The organism is Pseudomonas sp. NPDC008258, assembly GCF_042956345.1.
Taxonomy (GTDB): domain Bacteria; phylum Pseudomonadota; class Gammaproteobacteria; order Pseudomonadales; family Pseudomonadaceae; genus Aquipseudomonas.
In genome coordinates, this window is record NZ_JBIBGE010000013.1 from 89,010 (window position 1) to 103,659 (window position 14,650).

16 protein-coding genes are annotated in these 14,650 nt (G+C 64.1%); 9 read left to right on the forward strand and 7 right to left on the reverse strand.

What is annotated here, in order from left to right; genetic code table 11:
* Window positions 1-156 precede the first annotated feature (156 nt).
* From ACFY9W_RS12950 to ACFY9W_RS12975, 6 genes are read left to right on the forward strand one after another with little or no spacing between them, the layout of a single operon-like run.
* Window positions 157-369, forward strand: coding sequence for a lipoprotein (locus ACFY9W_RS12950; protein WP_391130663.1), 213 nt, complete (start codon window positions 157-159; stop codon window positions 367-369).
* A 9-nt stretch (window positions 370-378) separates the two neighbouring features.
* The gene (lysA, locus tag ACFY9W_RS12955; protein WP_391130666.1) at window positions 379-1,626 is read left to right on the forward strand and encodes a diaminopimelate decarboxylase; all 1,248 of its coding nucleotides are present in this window, start codon (window positions 379-381) and stop codon (window positions 1,624-1,626) included.
* Window positions 1,627-1,630: 4 nt separating this feature from the next.
* Window positions 1,631-2,461, forward strand: coding sequence for a diaminopimelate epimerase (gene dapF, locus ACFY9W_RS12960; RefSeq protein ID WP_391130669.1), 831 nt, complete (start codon window positions 1,631-1,633; stop codon window positions 2,459-2,461).
* 13 nt (window positions 2,462-2,474) lie between these two features.
* Window positions 2,475-3,185 (forward strand): DUF484 family protein, encoded by a 711-nt coding sequence (locus tag ACFY9W_RS12965; RefSeq protein ID WP_391130672.1) that lies wholly within the window; start codon window positions 2,475-2,477, stop codon window positions 3,183-3,185.
* Window positions 3,185-4,084, forward strand: a complete 900-nt coding sequence (gene xerC / locus ACFY9W_RS12970; RefSeq protein WP_391130675.1) for a tyrosine recombinase XerC — start codon at window positions 3,185-3,187, stop codon at window positions 4,082-4,084. The genes ACFY9W_RS12965 and xerC overlap by 1 nt, the downstream gene beginning before the upstream one ends.
* Window positions 4,081-4,776 carry an HAD-IA family hydrolase gene (locus ACFY9W_RS12975; protein WP_391130678.1) on the forward strand — a complete coding sequence of 232 codons (696 nt, stop codon included), beginning with the start codon at window positions 4,081-4,083 and terminating at the stop codon, window positions 4,774-4,776. Before xerC ends, ACFY9W_RS12975 begins: the two co-directional genes overlap by 4 nt.
* 180 nt (window positions 4,777-4,956) lie before the next feature.
* On the opposite strand, the gene sutA is transcribed toward ACFY9W_RS12975, so the two are convergent.
* From sutA to glnK, 3 genes are all read right to left on the reverse strand, one after another.
* Window positions 4,957-5,286: a transcriptional regulator SutA gene (sutA, locus tag ACFY9W_RS12980; protein WP_201207493.1), complete on the reverse strand. Its 330-nt coding sequence runs from the start codon at window positions 5,284-5,286 to the stop codon at window positions 4,957-4,959.
* A gap of 429 nt (window positions 5,287-5,715) precedes the next feature.
* Window positions 5,716-7,047, reverse strand: a complete 1,332-nt coding sequence (locus ACFY9W_RS12985; RefSeq protein WP_391130681.1) for an ammonium transporter — start codon at window positions 7,045-7,047, stop codon at window positions 5,716-5,718.
* Window positions 7,048-7,094: 47 nt separating this feature from the next.
* Window positions 7,095-7,433: a P-II family nitrogen regulator gene (gene glnK, locus ACFY9W_RS12990; RefSeq protein WP_002555808.1), complete on the reverse strand. Its 339-nt coding sequence runs from the start codon at window positions 7,431-7,433 to the stop codon at window positions 7,095-7,097.
* 382 nt (window positions 7,434-7,815) lie between these two features.
* Between glnK and ACFY9W_RS12995 the strand changes: the two genes are divergently transcribed.
* Together ACFY9W_RS12995 and ACFY9W_RS13000 are read left to right on the forward strand one after the other, a co-directional pair.
* Complete coding sequence (locus ACFY9W_RS12995) at window positions 7,816-8,076, forward strand: accessory factor UbiK family protein (RefSeq protein ID WP_391130684.1); 261 nt, start codon at window positions 7,816-7,818, stop codon at window positions 8,074-8,076.
* 25 nt (window positions 8,077-8,101) lie between these two features.
* Window positions 8,102-8,530: a TOBE domain-containing protein gene (locus tag ACFY9W_RS13000; protein WP_391130687.1), complete on the forward strand. Its 429-nt coding sequence runs from the start codon at window positions 8,102-8,104 to the stop codon at window positions 8,528-8,530.
* Window positions 8,531-8,648: 118 nt separating this feature from the next.
* Here the strand turns inward: ACFY9W_RS13000 and ACFY9W_RS13005 are convergent, their stop codons facing one another.
* Window positions 8,649-10,643: a DUF4034 domain-containing protein gene (locus ACFY9W_RS13005; RefSeq protein WP_391130690.1), complete on the reverse strand. Its 1,995-nt coding sequence runs from the start codon at window positions 10,641-10,643 to the stop codon at window positions 8,649-8,651.
* A gap of 255 nt (window positions 10,644-10,898) precedes the next feature.
* Here ACFY9W_RS13005 and ACFY9W_RS13010 point away from each other — a divergent pair, with 255 nt between their 5' ends.
* Entirely contained in the window at window positions 10,899-12,389 is a 1,491-nt protein-coding gene (locus ACFY9W_RS13010) for a YifB family Mg chelatase-like AAA ATPase (protein WP_391130693.1), read from the forward strand.
* Here ACFY9W_RS13010 and ACFY9W_RS13015 read toward each other — a convergent pair.
* From ACFY9W_RS13015 to ACFY9W_RS13025, 3 genes are all read right to left on the reverse strand, one after another.
* Window positions 12,386-12,823 carry a DoxX family membrane protein gene (locus tag ACFY9W_RS13015; protein WP_391130696.1) on the reverse strand — a complete coding sequence of 146 codons (438 nt, stop codon included), beginning with the start codon at window positions 12,821-12,823 and terminating at the stop codon, window positions 12,386-12,388. The genes ACFY9W_RS13010 and ACFY9W_RS13015 overlap by 4 nt on opposite strands.
* A 324-nt stretch (window positions 12,824-13,147) precedes the next feature.
* Window positions 13,148-13,516, reverse strand: a complete 369-nt coding sequence (locus ACFY9W_RS13020; protein ID WP_391130699.1) for a response regulator — start codon at window positions 13,514-13,516, stop codon at window positions 13,148-13,150.
* The gene (locus ACFY9W_RS13025; protein ID WP_391130701.1) at window positions 13,513-14,499 is read right to left on the reverse strand and encodes a response regulator; all 987 of its coding nucleotides are present in this window, start codon (window positions 14,497-14,499) and stop codon (window positions 13,513-13,515) included. Before ACFY9W_RS13025 ends, ACFY9W_RS13020 begins: the two co-directional genes overlap by 4 nt.
* Window positions 14,500-14,650 lie beyond the last annotated feature (151 nt).

Genomic DNA, 14,650 nt, shown 5'->3' on the forward strand with positions numbered 1-14,650 from the left:
CGGGCTACGCCCGTGTTCGCGGGCGCGCCCGCTCCCACAGGGGGCCTTCGCAGGCGGTAAGCATAGCCCGCCCGGCGGACCGGCCCTTGCATAGGCAAGCCGCCGGTCGCTCGGTATACTCGGGCGCAATACTGCATTTTTCTAAGGATTTCACCCATGAAGCGCCTGATTTCCTCCTTCGCGGCGCTGGTCGCTGTTGCCTGCCTCGTTTCTGCCTGCGGCCAGAAAGGCCCGCTGTATCTGCCTGAAGACGGCGATAACGGTAAAGCGCACAAGGCTCACCAGCACCAGCCAAAAGCCAAGCCGGCCCCGGTACAAGAGCAGCAGCCCGAGCTGCAGACCGAGCCCGAGCAGTCGCCTGCGCAGTAAGGAAACCAGATGAACGCTTTCAACTACCGCGACGGTGAGCTGTTCGCGGAGGGCGTGGCCCTGTCGGCTATCGCCGAACAGTTCGGCACCCCGACCTACGTGTACTCGCGCGCCCACATCGAGGCCCAGTACCGCAGCTATACCGACGCCCTGCAAGGCACCGAGCACCTGGTGTGCTTCGCGGTCAAGGCCAACTCCAACCTGGGTGTGCTGAACGTACTGGCACGCCTTGGCGCAGGTTTCGACATTGTCTCCGGCGGTGAGTTGGAGCGCGTGCTGGCCGCCGGCGGGCGCGCCGACCGCGTGGTGTTCTCCGGCGTCGGCAAAACCCGCGAAGACATGCGCCGCGCCCTGGAAGTGGGTGTGCACTGCTTCAACGTCGAATCCAGCGACGAACTGGAGCGCCTGCAAGTCGTGGCCGCCGAGATGGGCAAGGTGGCCCCGGTGTCACTGCGGGTCAACCCGGACGTTGACGCAGGTACCCACCCGTACATCTCCACCGGCCTTAAGGAAAACAAGTTCGGCATCGCCATCGCCGACGCCGAGGCCATCTACGTGCGCGCCGCGCAGTTGCCGAACCTGGAAGTGGTCGGCGTCGACTGCCACATCGGCTCGCAGCTGACCACCGTCGAGCCTTTCCTCGATGCCCTCGACCGCCTGCTGGACCTGGTCGACCGCCTCGCCGACTGCGGCATCCACCTGCGCCACCTGGACCTGGGCGGCGGCGTTGGCGTGCGCTACCGCGATGAAGAACCACCGCTGGTGGCCGATTACATCAAGGCCATCCGCGAGCGTGTAGGCAAGCGCGACCTGGCCCTGGTGTTCGAGCCAGGCCGCTACATCGTGGCCAACGCCGGCGTGCTGCTGACCCGCGTGGAATACCTCAAGCACACCGAACACAAAGACTTCGCCATCATCGATGCGGCCATGAACGACCTGATCCGCCCGGCCCTGTACCAGGCCTGGATGGGTGTAAGCGCGGTAACGCCCCGCGAGGGCGAAGGCCGTGCCTACGACCTGGTCGGCCCCATCTGCGAGACCGGCGACTTCCTGGGCAAGGACCGCGTGCTGAACCTGGCCGAAGGTGATCTGCTGGCCGTAGCGTCTGCGGGCGCCTATGGGTTTGTCATGAGCTCCAACTACAACACCCGTGGCCGTTGCGCTGAAATCCTGGTCGACGGCGACCAGGCGTTCGAAGTACGCCGCCGCGAGACCATCGCCGAACTGTACGCTGGCGAAAGCCTGCTGCCGGAGTAAGCCCATGCTGCTGCGTTTTACCAAGATGCATGGGCTGGGCAACGACTTCATGGTCCTCGACCTGGTCAGCCAGCACGCGCACATCCAGCCCAAGCACGCCAAGCAATGGGGTGACCGCCACACCGGCATCGGCTTCGACCAGTTGCTGATCGTCGAGGCGCCCAACAACCCGGAAGTGGACTTCCGCTACCGTATCTTCAACGCCGACGGCTCCGAAGTGGAGCAGTGCGGCAACGGTGCGCGCTGCTTCGCCCGCTTCGTGCTGGACAAACGCCTGACCGCGAAAAAGCGCATCCGCGTGGAAACCAAAAGCGGCATCATCGTGCTGGACGTGCAGAACGACGGCCAGGTGAGTGTCGACATGGGCCCACCGCGCTTCATCCCTGCCGATATCCCCTTCATCGCTGACGAGCAGGCGCTGAACTACCCACTGGAAGTCGACGGCCAGCTGCATTCGGTTGCCGCCGTGTCCATGGGTAACCCGCATGCCGTGCTGCGCGTCGACGACGTGCATACTGCACCCGTGCATGAGCTGGGCCCGAAGATCGAAAACCACCCACGTTTCCCGCAGCGGGTGAATGCCGGCTTCCTCCAGGTCATCGACCGCCACCGCGCCAACCTGCGCGTGTGGGAACGCGGCGCGGGCGAAACCCAGGCCTGCGGCACCGGCGCCTGCGCCGCGGCCGTGGCAGCGATCAGCCAGGGCTGGATGGATTCCCCGGTATCCCTCGATCTGCCCGGTGGCCGCCTGCACATCGAATGGGCCGGCCCCGGCAAGCCCGTGGTGATGACCGGCCCGGCCGTACGCGTCTACGAAGGACAGGTTCGTCTCTAAACGAGTAACCGCCATGACCGATCAGCCCCAGGTTGTACCCCAGCAGTCCGCCGAGCTCGATGCCGAAGCGGTGGTCGCCTACCTGCGCGCCCACCCCACCTTCTTCGCCGAGCACGACGAGCTGCTGCTTGAACAGCGCATCCCGCACCAGCGTGGCGACAGCGTGTCGCTGGTGGAGCGCCAGCTCAAGCTGCTGCGCGACCGCAACATCGAGATGCGCCATCGCCTGTCACAACTGATGGACGTGGCCCGCGACAACGACCGGCTGTTCGACAAGACCCGGCGGCTGATCCTCGACCTGCTCGATGCCGGCAGCCTGGAAGAGGTGGTGATGGCAGTCGAAGACAGCCTGCGCCAGGAGTTCCAGGTGCCCTTCGTCAGCCTGATCCTGTTCGGCGACAACGTCGCACCGGTCGGGCGCTGGGTCAGCAACAGCGAGGCGCAACAAGCCATCGGTGCCCTGCTGGGTGGCGGCAAAACGGTCAGCGGCAACTTGCGCGAACACGAACTGGCCTTCCTGTTCGGTGAAGAACAACGCCGGGAAGTGGGCTCCAGCGCCGTGGCCACCCTTGAGTACCAAGGGCTGCATGGGGTATTGGCGATCGGCAGCCGCGACCCGCAACATTACAAGAGCAGCGTCGGCACCCTGTTCCTCGGCTACATCGCCGAAGTGCTCGGCCGCGTTGTGCCACGCGTTACCCAGACCCTGCGCTCGGTGCGCTGATGGAAAGCCAGCTGGAGGCTTATTGCGCACACCTGCGCAACGAGCGCCAGGTGTCGGAGCACACCTTGCTGGGTTACCGTCGAGACCTGGACAAGGTCGTCGCCTACTGCAAGGAACACACTATCCCCAGTTGGCAGGCGCTGCAGATCCAGCAGCTGCGCCAGCTGATCGCCCGCCTGCACCACCATGGGCAGTCCTCCCGTAGCCTGGCACGGCTGCTGTCGGCGGTGCGTGGCCTGTACCGTTACCTCGTCCGTGAGGGCCTGTGCCAACACGACCCGGCCAACGGCCTGAGTGCGCCCAAGGGTGAACGACGGCTGCCCAAGGTGCTGGATACCGACCGCGCCTTGCAGCTGCTCGATGGCGGCGTGGACGACGACTTCATCGCCCGCCGCGACCAGGCGATTCTGGAGCTGTTCTACTCGTCAGGCCTGCGCCTGTCCGAGCTGACCAACCTCGACCTCGATCACCTCGACATCGCCGCCGGCCTGGTGCAGGTGCTGGGCAAAGGCGGCAAGGCACGCGTGCTGCCGGTTGGCCGCAAGGCCCGCGAAGCGCTGCAGGCCTGGTACCGCTTGCGCGGCATCGGCAACCCGCGTGACCGTGCAGTGTTCATTACCCGCCAGGGCAACCGCATCAGCCCTCGGACCGTCCAGCAACGGGTAAAGGCTGCCGGTGAGCGCGAGCTGGGCCAGCACCTGCACCCGCACATGCTTCGCCATTCCTTCGCCAGCCATGTGCTGGAATCGTCCCAGGACCTGCGCGCCGTGCAAGAGCTGCTCGGCCATGCCGACATCAGCACCACGCAGATCTACACCCACCTGGACTTCCAGCACCTGGCCGCGGTGTACGACAGCGCCCACCCCCGGGCCAAACGCAGCAAAGGCACAGACTCATGAGCATCAAGCTGATCACCTTCGACCTCGACGACACCCTGTGGGACACCGCGCCGGTCATTGCCAGCGCAGAAGTCGTGCTGCGCGACTGGCTCGAAGCCAACGCCCCGGTCCTGGGCGGCGTGCCGGTGGAGCACCTGTTCGCCATCCGCGAACGCCTGGTACAGGCCGAGCCCGGCCTCAAGCACCGCATCAGCGCCCTGCGCCGGCGCGTGCTGTTCCATGCCCTGGAAGAAGTCGGCTACAGCGAGAAACATGCGCAGGCGCTAGCCAACGAAGGCTTTGAAGTGTTCCTGCATGCCCGCCACCAGGTGGAGATCTTCCCCGAGGTACAGCCGGTGCTGGAGATCTTGCGCCATCACTACATCCTGGGTGTGGTCACCAATGGCAATGCCGACGTGAGCCGGCTGGGGCTGGCGGACTACTTCCGCTTTGCACTGTGCGCCGAAGACCTCGGCATCGGCAAGCCGGACCCGGCGCCCTTCCTGGAAGCCCTGCGCCGCGGCGAGGTGGGGGCCAGTGCGGCGGTTCACATCGGTGACCACCCCGGCGACGACATTGCCGGTGCCCAGCGCGCCGGATTGCGGGCGGTGTGGTTCAACCCGCAGGGCAAGCCCTGGGCGGGCGAACAGGCGCCGGATGCCGAGATCCAGCGCCTGTCGCAGCTGCCCGACGTACTCTCGCGCTGGCGCTGACAGGGGCCGCTTTGCGGCCCATTCGCGGGCACGCCCGCTCCCACAGTGACCGTGCAGGGCTCAGGCCTGCGGTGATCCTGTGGGAGCGGGCATGCCCGCGAAGAGGCCGGCAAGGGCAACACAAAACCCACAGGCACAAAAAAGCCCGCAGCGACGGCGGGCTTTTTTGCGTTCAGCCACTCAGATAGGGCGGCTGCCGTATTTGTTGTCCGGCTTCTTGGGCGGGTCGGCGACCACGTTGGCCTCGACTTCCTGCACCTTGCCACCGCGCGAAAGGAATTCTTCCATCGCCTTGGCCAGCGCATCACGCTCTTTCTGCTTGGCTTCCATGCTCGGCATCTCGTCTACCGAGACAGCCGCCTTGGATTTGCCCTTGGCAGCGGGTGCCGGGCTGCTGTCGTCGTCGCCAGCGTCTTCAGCGCCGTCGTCAGCTGCCGCTTCGAGGCCTTCATCACCCTCGTCTTCGTCGCCTACTTCGAGGTCGTCGTTTTCCAGATCGTCGTCGCTCATGTTCTACCTCATGACTTGCGAAAAGCAGGTTAGTTATAGACCAGTGCAGCCGTAGACCGGCAGCCACCAGTGAAAATTCAACTGGCCGTGGGTTAGGCCACTGCCCTTGGGTCGGCGCTCCTGATGGGAGGCGGCACCCAGCAGGCCCTGCTCCTGGCAGGACCTGACAAATCCATTAGCCCCTGCTGGCCACACGCTATTGGCAAGCCTAGCAAAGGCTGGAGAAGTGTGTGGACTACTCTTGAAACACCCCTCGGCGCGCATTCTAGCGCGCCCGTGGAAAAAGCAAAGCTCCATAAATGCCCCACGACTTGTAAGTTTTCTACCTACGTCGCGAACGTGCCGGATAAACCGTTTGCCGTGCGGGAAATGCTAAAAATCTGGCAAAAAAATGCCCGGCAAGCCGGGCAAATTTTTACAGCGTCGCAGTTACAGGTTGTAGCCGCGTTCGTTGTGTTGAGCCAGGTCGAGGCCGACCGACTCTTCTTCTTCGTTGACCCGCAGCCCCATTACCACATCCAGCACCTTGAGGATCACGTAGGTGACGATGGCGGTGTAGACCACGGTGAAAATCACGCCTTTGGCCTGGATCCAGACCTGCATGCCGATGTCGGTGACGGCACCGAAGCCGCCCAGCGCCGGGGCTGCGAACACACCGGTGAGGATGGCACCGATGATGCCGCCAACACCGTGCACGCCGAAGGCGTCCAGCGAGTCGTCATAGCCCAGCTTGCGCTTGAGGGTAGTGGCGCAGAAGTAGCAGATCACACCCGAGGCCAGGCCGATCACCAGGGCGCCCATCGGGCCCACGGTGCCTGCTGCCGGGGTAATGGCGACCAGGCCGGCAACCACACCCGAGGCAATGCCCAGGGCACTTGGCTTACCGTGGCCGATCCACTCGGCGAACATCCAGCCCAGGGCTGCTGCTGCGGTGGCGATCTGGGTGACCAGCATGGCCATACCGGCAGTGCCGTTGGCGGCAGCCGCGGAACCTGCGTTGAAGCCGAACCAGCCGATCCACAGCATGGCGGCGCCCATCAGGGTGTAGCCCAGGTTGTGCGGGGCCATCGGGGTGGTCGGGTAGCCCTTGCGCTTGCCCAGCACCAGGCAGCAGACCAGGCCTGCGATACCGGCGTTGATGTGCACCACGGTGCCGCCCGCGAAGTCCAGCACGCCCCAGTCCCACATCAGTGCACCGTCACCGCTCCACACCATGTGCGCGATCGGCGCATACACCAGGGTGAACCAGATGCCCATGAACACCAGCATCGCGGAGAACTTCATGCGCTCGGCGAAGGCACCCACGATCAGCGCCGGGGTGATGATGGCGAAGGTCATCTGGAAGGTGATGAATACCGCTTCAGGGAACAGCGCGGTAGCCGACGTCAGGTTTTCGGGCGTAACGCCGCTGAGGAAGGCCTTGGAGAAGCCGCCGACGAAGGAGTTGAAGTTGAGCACGCCCTTTTCCATACCGGTGGTATCGAAGGCCATGCTGTAGCCGTAGACGACCCAGAGAATGCTCATCAGGCCGGTGATTGCAAAGCATTGCATCATCACCGACAGCACGTTCTTGGAACGCACCATGCCGCCATAGAACAGGGCCAGGCCCGGAATAGTCATGAACAGCACCAGCGCCGTTGCGGTCAGCATCCAGGCGGTGTCGCCGGAGTTCAGCGCTGGGGCAGCTTCCTCTGCCAGGGCAAGCCCGGGCATTACGAGGGACAATAGGGCTCCTAGCCCTGCGATCTTACGCAGAGTCATGTTGTTTTCTCCTGGGGCGTTGGGTTTGGTGAGGCTTTTTTTGCTGCTTAGATCGCGTCGGTATCGGTTTCGCCGGTACGGATACGGATTGCCTGCTCCAGATTCACCACGAAAATCTTGCCGTCACCGATCTTGCCGGTGTTGGCTGCCTTGGTGATGGCTTCGATTACCCGATCAAGGTCCTTGTCATCGATGGCGACATCGATCTTCACCTTGGGCAGGAAGTCGACCACATATTCAGCACCGCGATACAGCTCGGTGTGGCCCTTCTGCCGACCGAAGCCTTTCACTTCAGTGACGGTGATGCCCTGCACGCCGATTTCCGACAGCGACTCGCGCACGTCGTCCAGCTTGAACGGCTTGATGATGGCTGTGACTAGCTTCATGAAACTCTCTCCCGATTTGGTGGACTTGCCCCAGGAAAACAAACCCGTCTCAAGTCTAAGCGCAGCGCTTGGCTTTGTAACGCGTCGTCGGCATCCGGCTCCGCGTGCGCACTGCCTGGTCACAAGGAACCGCATCAGTGCATGGCTCGTAGAGGTCTTTGCAGAAACCTTGCCAGTTACGGCAAAACGCCAAAAAACAGTGAGTTATGCGAAATGCTCGGGATTGGCCAGTCGCCAGCATGGAAAACATGCACAGTTTCGGTGCGCAGCGACAGGGCGCATTGCGCGAAAAATGTGCAATCGCGTGCGGCCTTCGTGTACTCAGGAGTCAGGTTCGTGCGTGCTACACTGCCGGCCATTCTCAGTTTCATTGGACAGCCCCATGCTCGCGCCCAAAGCCCTTCTCGATGCCCTGAGCGACCAGGCCTCACGCCTGTTCAGCAACGATACCGCCCAGCCCCGCGCAGAACTCGAAAGCCAGTTCAAGGTGCTGATGCAAGGTGCCTTCAGCAAGCTGGACCTGGTCAGCCGTGACGAATTCGACAGCCAGATGGTCGTGCTGGCGCGCACCCGTGCACGCCTCGAAGCCCTGGAAAAACAAGTAGCCGAGCTGGAAGCACGACTGGCTCCCACGCAGGAATAACAATCGGCACACGGAGCGTTTCCCCATGAAAGTCAGCGCACGCAATGTTTTCGAAGGCAAAGTCACCAACGTTCAACCCGGTGCGGTCAATGCCGAAGTCGAACTGACCCTGGGTGGCGGCGAAAAACTGGTGGCAGTGGTCACCATGGCCAGCCTGCATAACCTCAACATCAATGTCGGCAAAGAGGCCGTGGCACTGGTGAAGGCGCCTTGGGTGGTGCTGCTGACCGACGCGGCCGGCTACAAGCTGTCGGCCCGCAACGCACTGGAAGGTGAAGTGGTACGGGTGGGTGATGGCGCAGTGAACGCCGAAGTGGTGCTCAAGCTGGCCGGGGGCACCGAAGTGTATGCCATCGTGACCCGCGAAGCCGTGCAGGAACTGGGCCTGGCTCCGGGCGTAAAAGCAACCGCGCTGATCAAGGCCTCGCACATCATCCTCGGCGCCAAGCCCTGAGCCTGAAGATTAACCTGTGGGAGCGGGCATGCCCGCGAACACCGGCGCAGCCGGTGCCATCCACCGCGTTGCCTGCTTCGCGGGCTTGCCCGCTGCCACAGGGGCTCGCGCAAGCCTGCTAGCTCGCGCAGAGCTGTTTCGGCGGCAACTCGCTGGCATGCAAGGTGCCGCGAAACAGGGCCGCACCACACTGGGTAACCAGGGTTTTTACCCGATTGTGCGAGTTGAGAATTTCGGCCTGGATATCTTCGATGGCCGAATCCCCCGGCTGCAAGGTAACCGCACGATTGGCCCATTCGATGGCCGCAAACCGGCTCTGCTTGCGGGTGCCGCGCCCCTGCATCCAGGCCAGCCCCAGTTCGGCGCTGGCTCGGCCGGCGATCCACGGGTCGGGGTGCTCGACCAGGCTCGACAGGTAGGCGACCGCCTCTGCCCGTTCCTGCGCTTCGCCAAACTGGCGCAACAGTATCCCCAGGTGCAAGCGCGCACGCGCATTGGTCTGCGCATTACCCAACGCATCGACCAACAGGTGCCTGACGGCCAGCATGGCACTGCGCTCGCTCAAGTCCTCATCGCCACCCATGCGCAGGCAGGCCAGGTTGTACTTGGCCTGTCGGCTGCCCGCTTCCACCGCGCGCTGCAGCCAGTGCTCTGCCGCCTCCTCATCCAGATAGTGCCCCGGCGTGTTGTCCAGGCCGCCGCTGTGCAGCTCGTACAGGCCAAGGGCAGCACCCGACAGGTTCAGTTCGGCACAACGCTCATACAGGTAGCAGGCCACTTCATGGCGGTTGGCAACCCACAACAGCCGCGCCACAGCAAGCACCTCGAAGCCCGGTGCCTGGCCAGCGCGCTGGCGCGTGACCGCCGCCTGAGCCCATATCCTTGCCTGCTCGGCCGAGCGTGGCAGCCCCCACAGGCCGAAGCGATGGCCGACAGCGCGCATTGCACAGGCGCCAGCATGCGAGCGGCCATCACAGAGGCCCTCGATGGCGGTACGCAGTAGCTGCTGCCCATCTGCCATGCCATCGCGCAATACCACTTCAGCCAGACAACGAAATGGCACGCCCATGGCCCGGATGGCGCCGTGATCGGCGTTGCACGCCAAGCTCGCAGCGAAGTCGCGCAGAGCGCCGGCATGGTCTTGCAAGGCACTGCTGCGCAGCGCACCACGCCAAGCCAGCACGATGGCGCTTTCCCTTGGCCTAAGCGGCCGTTTCAACCAGCCATCGAACAGCTGCTGCCAGTCGGCGACGGCCTGCAACTGGTCAGCGTGGGGCAGCTTCAGCCGGTCCTCGACGACCATCCAGCGCAACGCATTGCGCAGCGTTTCGTCCCAGGCCTCGCACAACGGCCCATTGGCCAACAGTTCCAGCGCATCGAAGCTGGCGCCCCAACGGGGTAGCAGGTAAACGGCGAGGGCCTGAATCGCTTCAAAGCAGCCAGGGCGGGCAACCAGCGCATGGCGCAACCAGTAATAGCGGGGTGCTTCGTTTTCATGACCGGCCCGCCTGCTCAGGCTCGCAGGCAACGCGTGTGGCAACTCGGCGAGGGGCTGCAGCCCATGCTTTACCAACAAAGGCGCCGCAGCCTCCTGCACTTCCACATCGGCATGGGCACTTGGCCTGTAGCGTGCGGGCTGCCCCTGGAACAGTTCGGCCAACCAGCCGGGCTCGCGAAACTGCGCGCTGATACGCAGCATGCCGATGGCCGCGGCCACGGGCTGGGCAGAGCGCTCCATGGCGCGCAGCAGGTGGGCAGTGGCACGTTCGCAAATCTGCTCGACGGCCAGCGAGCGTGCAGCACTGCGTTGGCCGCCGCCCTGTACCTGACACGCCCGGTGGAAGCAGTGCAGGCCCATCACCACCTGCGGATGGTAGGCCTTGGGGCAGGCATCGATCCAGGCTTTGAGTACCTGGCTCAGGGCCCTGTCGCCCTGGCAATCCGGGTCGACCAGCAGGTGCCCTTCAATGGCCATCATGTAGGCGGGAAACTCGCCAGGCGGGGCCTGGTGCCATTGCGCCTGGAGGCTATCGAAAAAACGGGTGAGTTCAACGAATGAATTGGCCTGCACCAGTTCGCGGATGACCTGGCGCGTGCGGGCGAGCGTTTGCACGGAGCAATACCTCAAGTCCATTTGAAAGAAGACGCTGTGCCATTCCATGGCAACGGCAGTGGCCCGATAACACTAAGCCATGGCGGGCACCTGCGCAAAGTCAATTGGATCCATTTTTGTCGATTTGCGTGAAAACGCAGGGAAATACCCTGCCCTGAAAAACCCCGACGCATACTTGTTGCGCTTACGTTGCCCGCGCTGGCTATCCTTGGCCTGCCGCAGGAAGCGGCCCTTTTCAGCGACAACGGAGCGTCCATGTCCCTAGCCCTCGTCCATAGCCGCGCCCAGGTAGGCGTACAGGCACCGGCAGTAAGCGTTGAAACCCACCTGGCCAATGGCTTGCCCCACCTCACCCTGGTCGGCCTGCCGGAAACCACGGTCAAGGAAAGCAAGGACCGGGTGCGCAGTGCCATCGTCAACTCCGGGCTGAACTACCCGCAGCGGCGCATTACCCAGAACCTCGCCCCCGCCGACCTGCCCAAGGATGGCGGCCGTTATGACCTGGCCATTGCCTTGGGCATCCTTGCCGCCGACGGCCAAGTGCCCATGGCCACCCTCACCGAGGTCGAATGCCTGGGCGAACTGGCGCTGTCTGGCAAGCTGCGCCCGGTACAGGGGGTGTTGCCGGCGGCACTGGCGGCGCGCGAGGCAGGCCGGGCGCTGGTGGTACCACGGGAAAATGCCGAGGAAGCCAGCCTGGCAGGCGGGCTGGTGGTTTATGCGGTGGGGCACCTGCTGGAGCTGGTCGCCCACCTGAATGGCCAGGTACCGCTGCCGCCGTACGCTGCCAATGGCTTGATCCTGCATCAACGCCCGTACCCGGACCTGAGCGAGGTGCAAGGCCAACTGGCAGCCAAGCGGGCCTTGTTGCTGGCAGCGGCCGGAGCACACAACCTGTTGTTCACTGGCCCCCCGGGCACCGGGAAGACCTTGCTCGCCAGCCGCCTGCCCGGGCTGCTGCCACCGCTGGACGAACATGAAGCACTGGAGGTGGCGGCCATCCAGTCAGTCAGCGGGCATGCACCCTTGAACAGCTGGCCGCAGCGGCCTTTTCGCCACCCTCACCATTCCGCCTCCGGCCCGGCGCTGGTCGGGGGCAGCAGCCGGCCGCAACCGGGCGAAATCACCCTGGCCCACCATGGCGTACTGTTTCTGGATGAGCTGCCAGAGTTCGAACGGCGCGTGCTGGAAGTACTGCGCGAGCCGCTGGAGTCGGGCGAGATCGTGATTGCGCGGGCTCGCGACAAGGTACGTTTCCCGGCACGTTTTCAGCTGGTGGCGGCCATGAACCCCTGCCCCTGTGGCTACCTGGGCGACCCCACGGGCCGTTGCCGGTGCAGCACCGAGCAGATCGCACGCTACCGCAACAAGCTGTCCGGGCCCTTGCTGGACCGGATCGACCTGCACCTGACCGTGGCCCGTGAGAGCACCACGCTGAACAACCAGCCCTGCGGCGAGACCAGCGCCGATGTGGCAGCGAGGGTGGCTGAGGCACGGGAACTGCAACACCGGCGGCAAGGGTGCGCGAATGCGTTTCTCAACCTGGAGGGGTTGCGCCGCCATTGCCCATTGGCCCCGGCGGACCAGGCCTGGCTGGAGGGTGCCTGCGAGCGGCTGACCTTGTCATTGAGGGCGGCGCACCGGTTGTTGAAGGTGGCGCGGACGCTGGCGGACCTGGAGGGGTGCGAGGCGATTGGCCGTGCGCATCTGGCCGAGGCCCTGCAGTACCGGCCGGGGAGCAGTTAGATTGCCGGGGCTGCCTTGATCTGCCGGATAAGCGCAGACAATGAATATGATCCCGGCCCGGTCAACGCCAATCCGCCATAAAGCGCCACCAGCAACCAGGCGAACTGCCCCTGCTCCAGCGTCCAGTCCGGGTGCACCACCACCAGCGCTACCAACAACACTGCCAGCACCGGCAGGCAAGCCAGGCGCGCGGCAACACCCAACAGCAGCAACAGCGGGCAAACTACCTCGGCAAAAACCGCCACCCCCAAGGTCAGCGGCGCGCCTAGCCCGAATGGGTCCTCGATAAGCTGCAATTCCCCGTTCCAGTTCAGCAGCTTGGGTAGCCCATGGATAAACAGCAATAGCAAGGCGGCCGTTACCCGCATGAACAGCAGGCCGGTGGCGGTCAGTATTGGGGATTGAGGGTCGAGGAAGGTTTTCAGGCGGGGCATGGCAAGGGGCTCACTAATCGGTAAACCCGGCGAGCATTGCCCAGCAGCAAACAGATTGATTGCGCAGGTGTGCTGAATTTGCTGTCAATGCTACTGGCCTCTTCGCGGCGGTTCGACGCCTCGATAAACCCGCTGCTATTTTTAAGACTTGCGCAGGACCTGTGGGAGCGGGCATGCCCGCGAAGAATCCAGCGCGGTGCATGGCACCGGCTGCGCCGGTGTTCGCGGGCTTGCCCGCTCCCACAGGGTCCCTGCTGAATCAGTAAGTGATGTGCGTTCCATGAGAGCGGGTTTACAAGCGAAAGGGCCAGCACAGGTGACACATCAATGCCTGCCAGCCAAAGCCTCTTCAACCCCCCTCAACAGCACCTCTTCAGAAAAGGGCTTGCCCAGGCAGGCCAATGCCCCGAGGCTCATCGCAGCATGCACTGCGTCATCATCCCAATGCGCCGACATGCAGATCACCGGTATCAGCCACTGCTGCCGCGCCAGTTCACGTAGCACCGCCAACCCACTCACGCCCGGCATCTTCAGGTCGAGCAGCACACAGCCTGCCTGCCGCGCCAGCTCCGACGCCAGGAACACATCCCCGGCTGCGAACGACAACGTCTCGAACCCGGCCGAACGCAGCAGGTTGGCCAGGCTTTTGCGCACCGAAGCATCGTCGTCGACGATGCACACCCATCTGCTCATGCGCCGCCCAGGCCCTCTGACCGCGCCCCGATAACAGTGTGCATGGCCACCAACTCCACCAGCGAGCGGGACTGCATCTTGTTCATGATGTTCTTCTTGTGCACCTTCGTGGTCACCTCGCTGGTGCCGATCTGCCTGGCGATCTGCTTGTGCGACAAGCCGTCAACCACCAGCGAAAACACCTGCCGCTCACGCTGGGTCAGGCGCTGGTACTTTTCCTCAACCTGCCGCGCATGGCGCCATTTGCGGCCATCCGCCACGGCCCGCATACGCACGGCCTGCAGCAGCGTCAGCAACTGGTCTTCATCAAAAGGCTTGGTCAGGAACTCCACAGCACCGGCACGCATGGCCTGTACCGTCATAGGGATGGTGCCAAAGCCGGTCATGAACACGATGGGCCAGGGCAGCGCCAGGCGGCGCAAGGCGGCCTGTACCTCCAGGCCGGTGGTATCGGGCAGGTGCATGTCCAGCAGCAGGCAGGCGTAGGGGGTTTCCAGGCGCGCTGCAAACAATGCTTCGGCACTGGCAAACAACTGATGCGGGATATCCTGCGAGCGCAGCAGGCGGCCCAGCGCCGTGCGCACCGAGGGGTCGTCGTCCACCACCAGCACCGGCACGTTCGTGCTGTCGTCAAAGGGCTCAAGGCTTTCGGCCATGGCGCACAGCGGCGAGGGGCCCAGGCAAGGGACATCAAGGCTGATCTCGGCAGCCAGGCGGTAACCCCGGCGTGGCACGGTCTGTATCAGCCCCCGGTCACCAAAGGCCTTGCGCAGCAACGACACCTGCACCTGCAGGTTGTTGTCCTCGACCACCGTACCGGCCCATACCTGGCTGAACAGCTCGTCCTTGCCGACCACCCGGCCCTTGGCCTTGATCAGCGTGGCCAGCACCTCGAATGCGCGGCCGCCCAGCGGGATCGGCTTGCCGTCGAGAAACACTTCCCGCCGCTCCAGCGACACCTGGGCATTGCCTATTCGGATCATGGCTTCCTCGTACGGGCACGGGCGTTTACGCAGCCCCGGGCAGCCTAGGCCAGCGCACGCGTTGAAACAATTATCCCGAGGGATAGGTTGCCCTGGGACTATACAAAAGCCCGCCAGCCACCAGGGTGCGATAACGGACAACGGTGTGCCC

Coding starts and splice junctions, on each gene's coding strand:
- ACFY9W_RS12950 (WP_391130663.1), top strand. CDS start 157: ATGAAGCGCCTGATTTCCTCCTTCGCGGCGCTGGTCGCTGTTGCCTGC.
- lysA (WP_391130666.1), top strand. CDS start 379: ATGAACGCTTTCAACTACCGCGACGGTGAGCTGTTCGCGGAGGGCGTG.
- dapF (WP_391130669.1), top strand. CDS start 1,631: ATGCTGCTGCGTTTTACCAAGATGCATGGGCTGGGCAACGACTTCATG.
- ACFY9W_RS12965 (WP_391130672.1), top strand. CDS start 2,475: ATGACCGATCAGCCCCAGGTTGTACCCCAGCAGTCCGCCGAGCTCGAT.
- xerC (WP_391130675.1), top strand. CDS start 3,185: ATGGAAAGCCAGCTGGAGGCTTATTGCGCACACCTGCGCAACGAGCGC.
- ACFY9W_RS12975 (WP_391130678.1), top strand. CDS start 4,081: ATGAGCATCAAGCTGATCACCTTCGACCTCGACGACACCCTGTGGGAC.
- sutA (WP_201207493.1), bottom strand. CDS start 5,286: ATGAGCGACGACGATCTGGAAAACGACGACCTCGAAGTAGGCGACGAA.
- ACFY9W_RS12985 (WP_391130681.1), bottom strand. CDS start 7,047: ATGACTCTGCGTAAGATCGCAGGGCTAGGAGCCCTATTGTCCCTCGTA.
- glnK (WP_002555808.1), bottom strand. CDS start 7,433: ATGAAGCTAGTCACAGCCATCATCAAGCCGTTCAAGCTGGACGACGTG.
- ACFY9W_RS12995 (WP_391130684.1), top strand. CDS start 7,816: ATGCTCGCGCCCAAAGCCCTTCTCGATGCCCTGAGCGACCAGGCCTCA.
- ACFY9W_RS13000 (WP_391130687.1), top strand. CDS start 8,102: ATGAAAGTCAGCGCACGCAATGTTTTCGAAGGCAAAGTCACCAACGTT.
- ACFY9W_RS13010 (WP_391130693.1), top strand. CDS start 10,899: ATGTCCCTAGCCCTCGTCCATAGCCGCGCCCAGGTAGGCGTACAGGCA.
- ACFY9W_RS13015 (WP_391130696.1), bottom strand. CDS start 12,823: ATGCCCCGCCTGAAAACCTTCCTCGACCCTCAATCCCCAATACTGACC.
- ACFY9W_RS13020 (WP_391130699.1), bottom strand. CDS start 13,516: ATGAGCAGATGGGTGTGCATCGTCGACGACGATGCTTCGGTGCGCAAA.
- ACFY9W_RS13025 (WP_391130701.1), bottom strand. CDS start 14,499: ATGATCCGAATAGGCAATGCCCAGGTGTCGCTGGAGCGGCGGGAAGTG.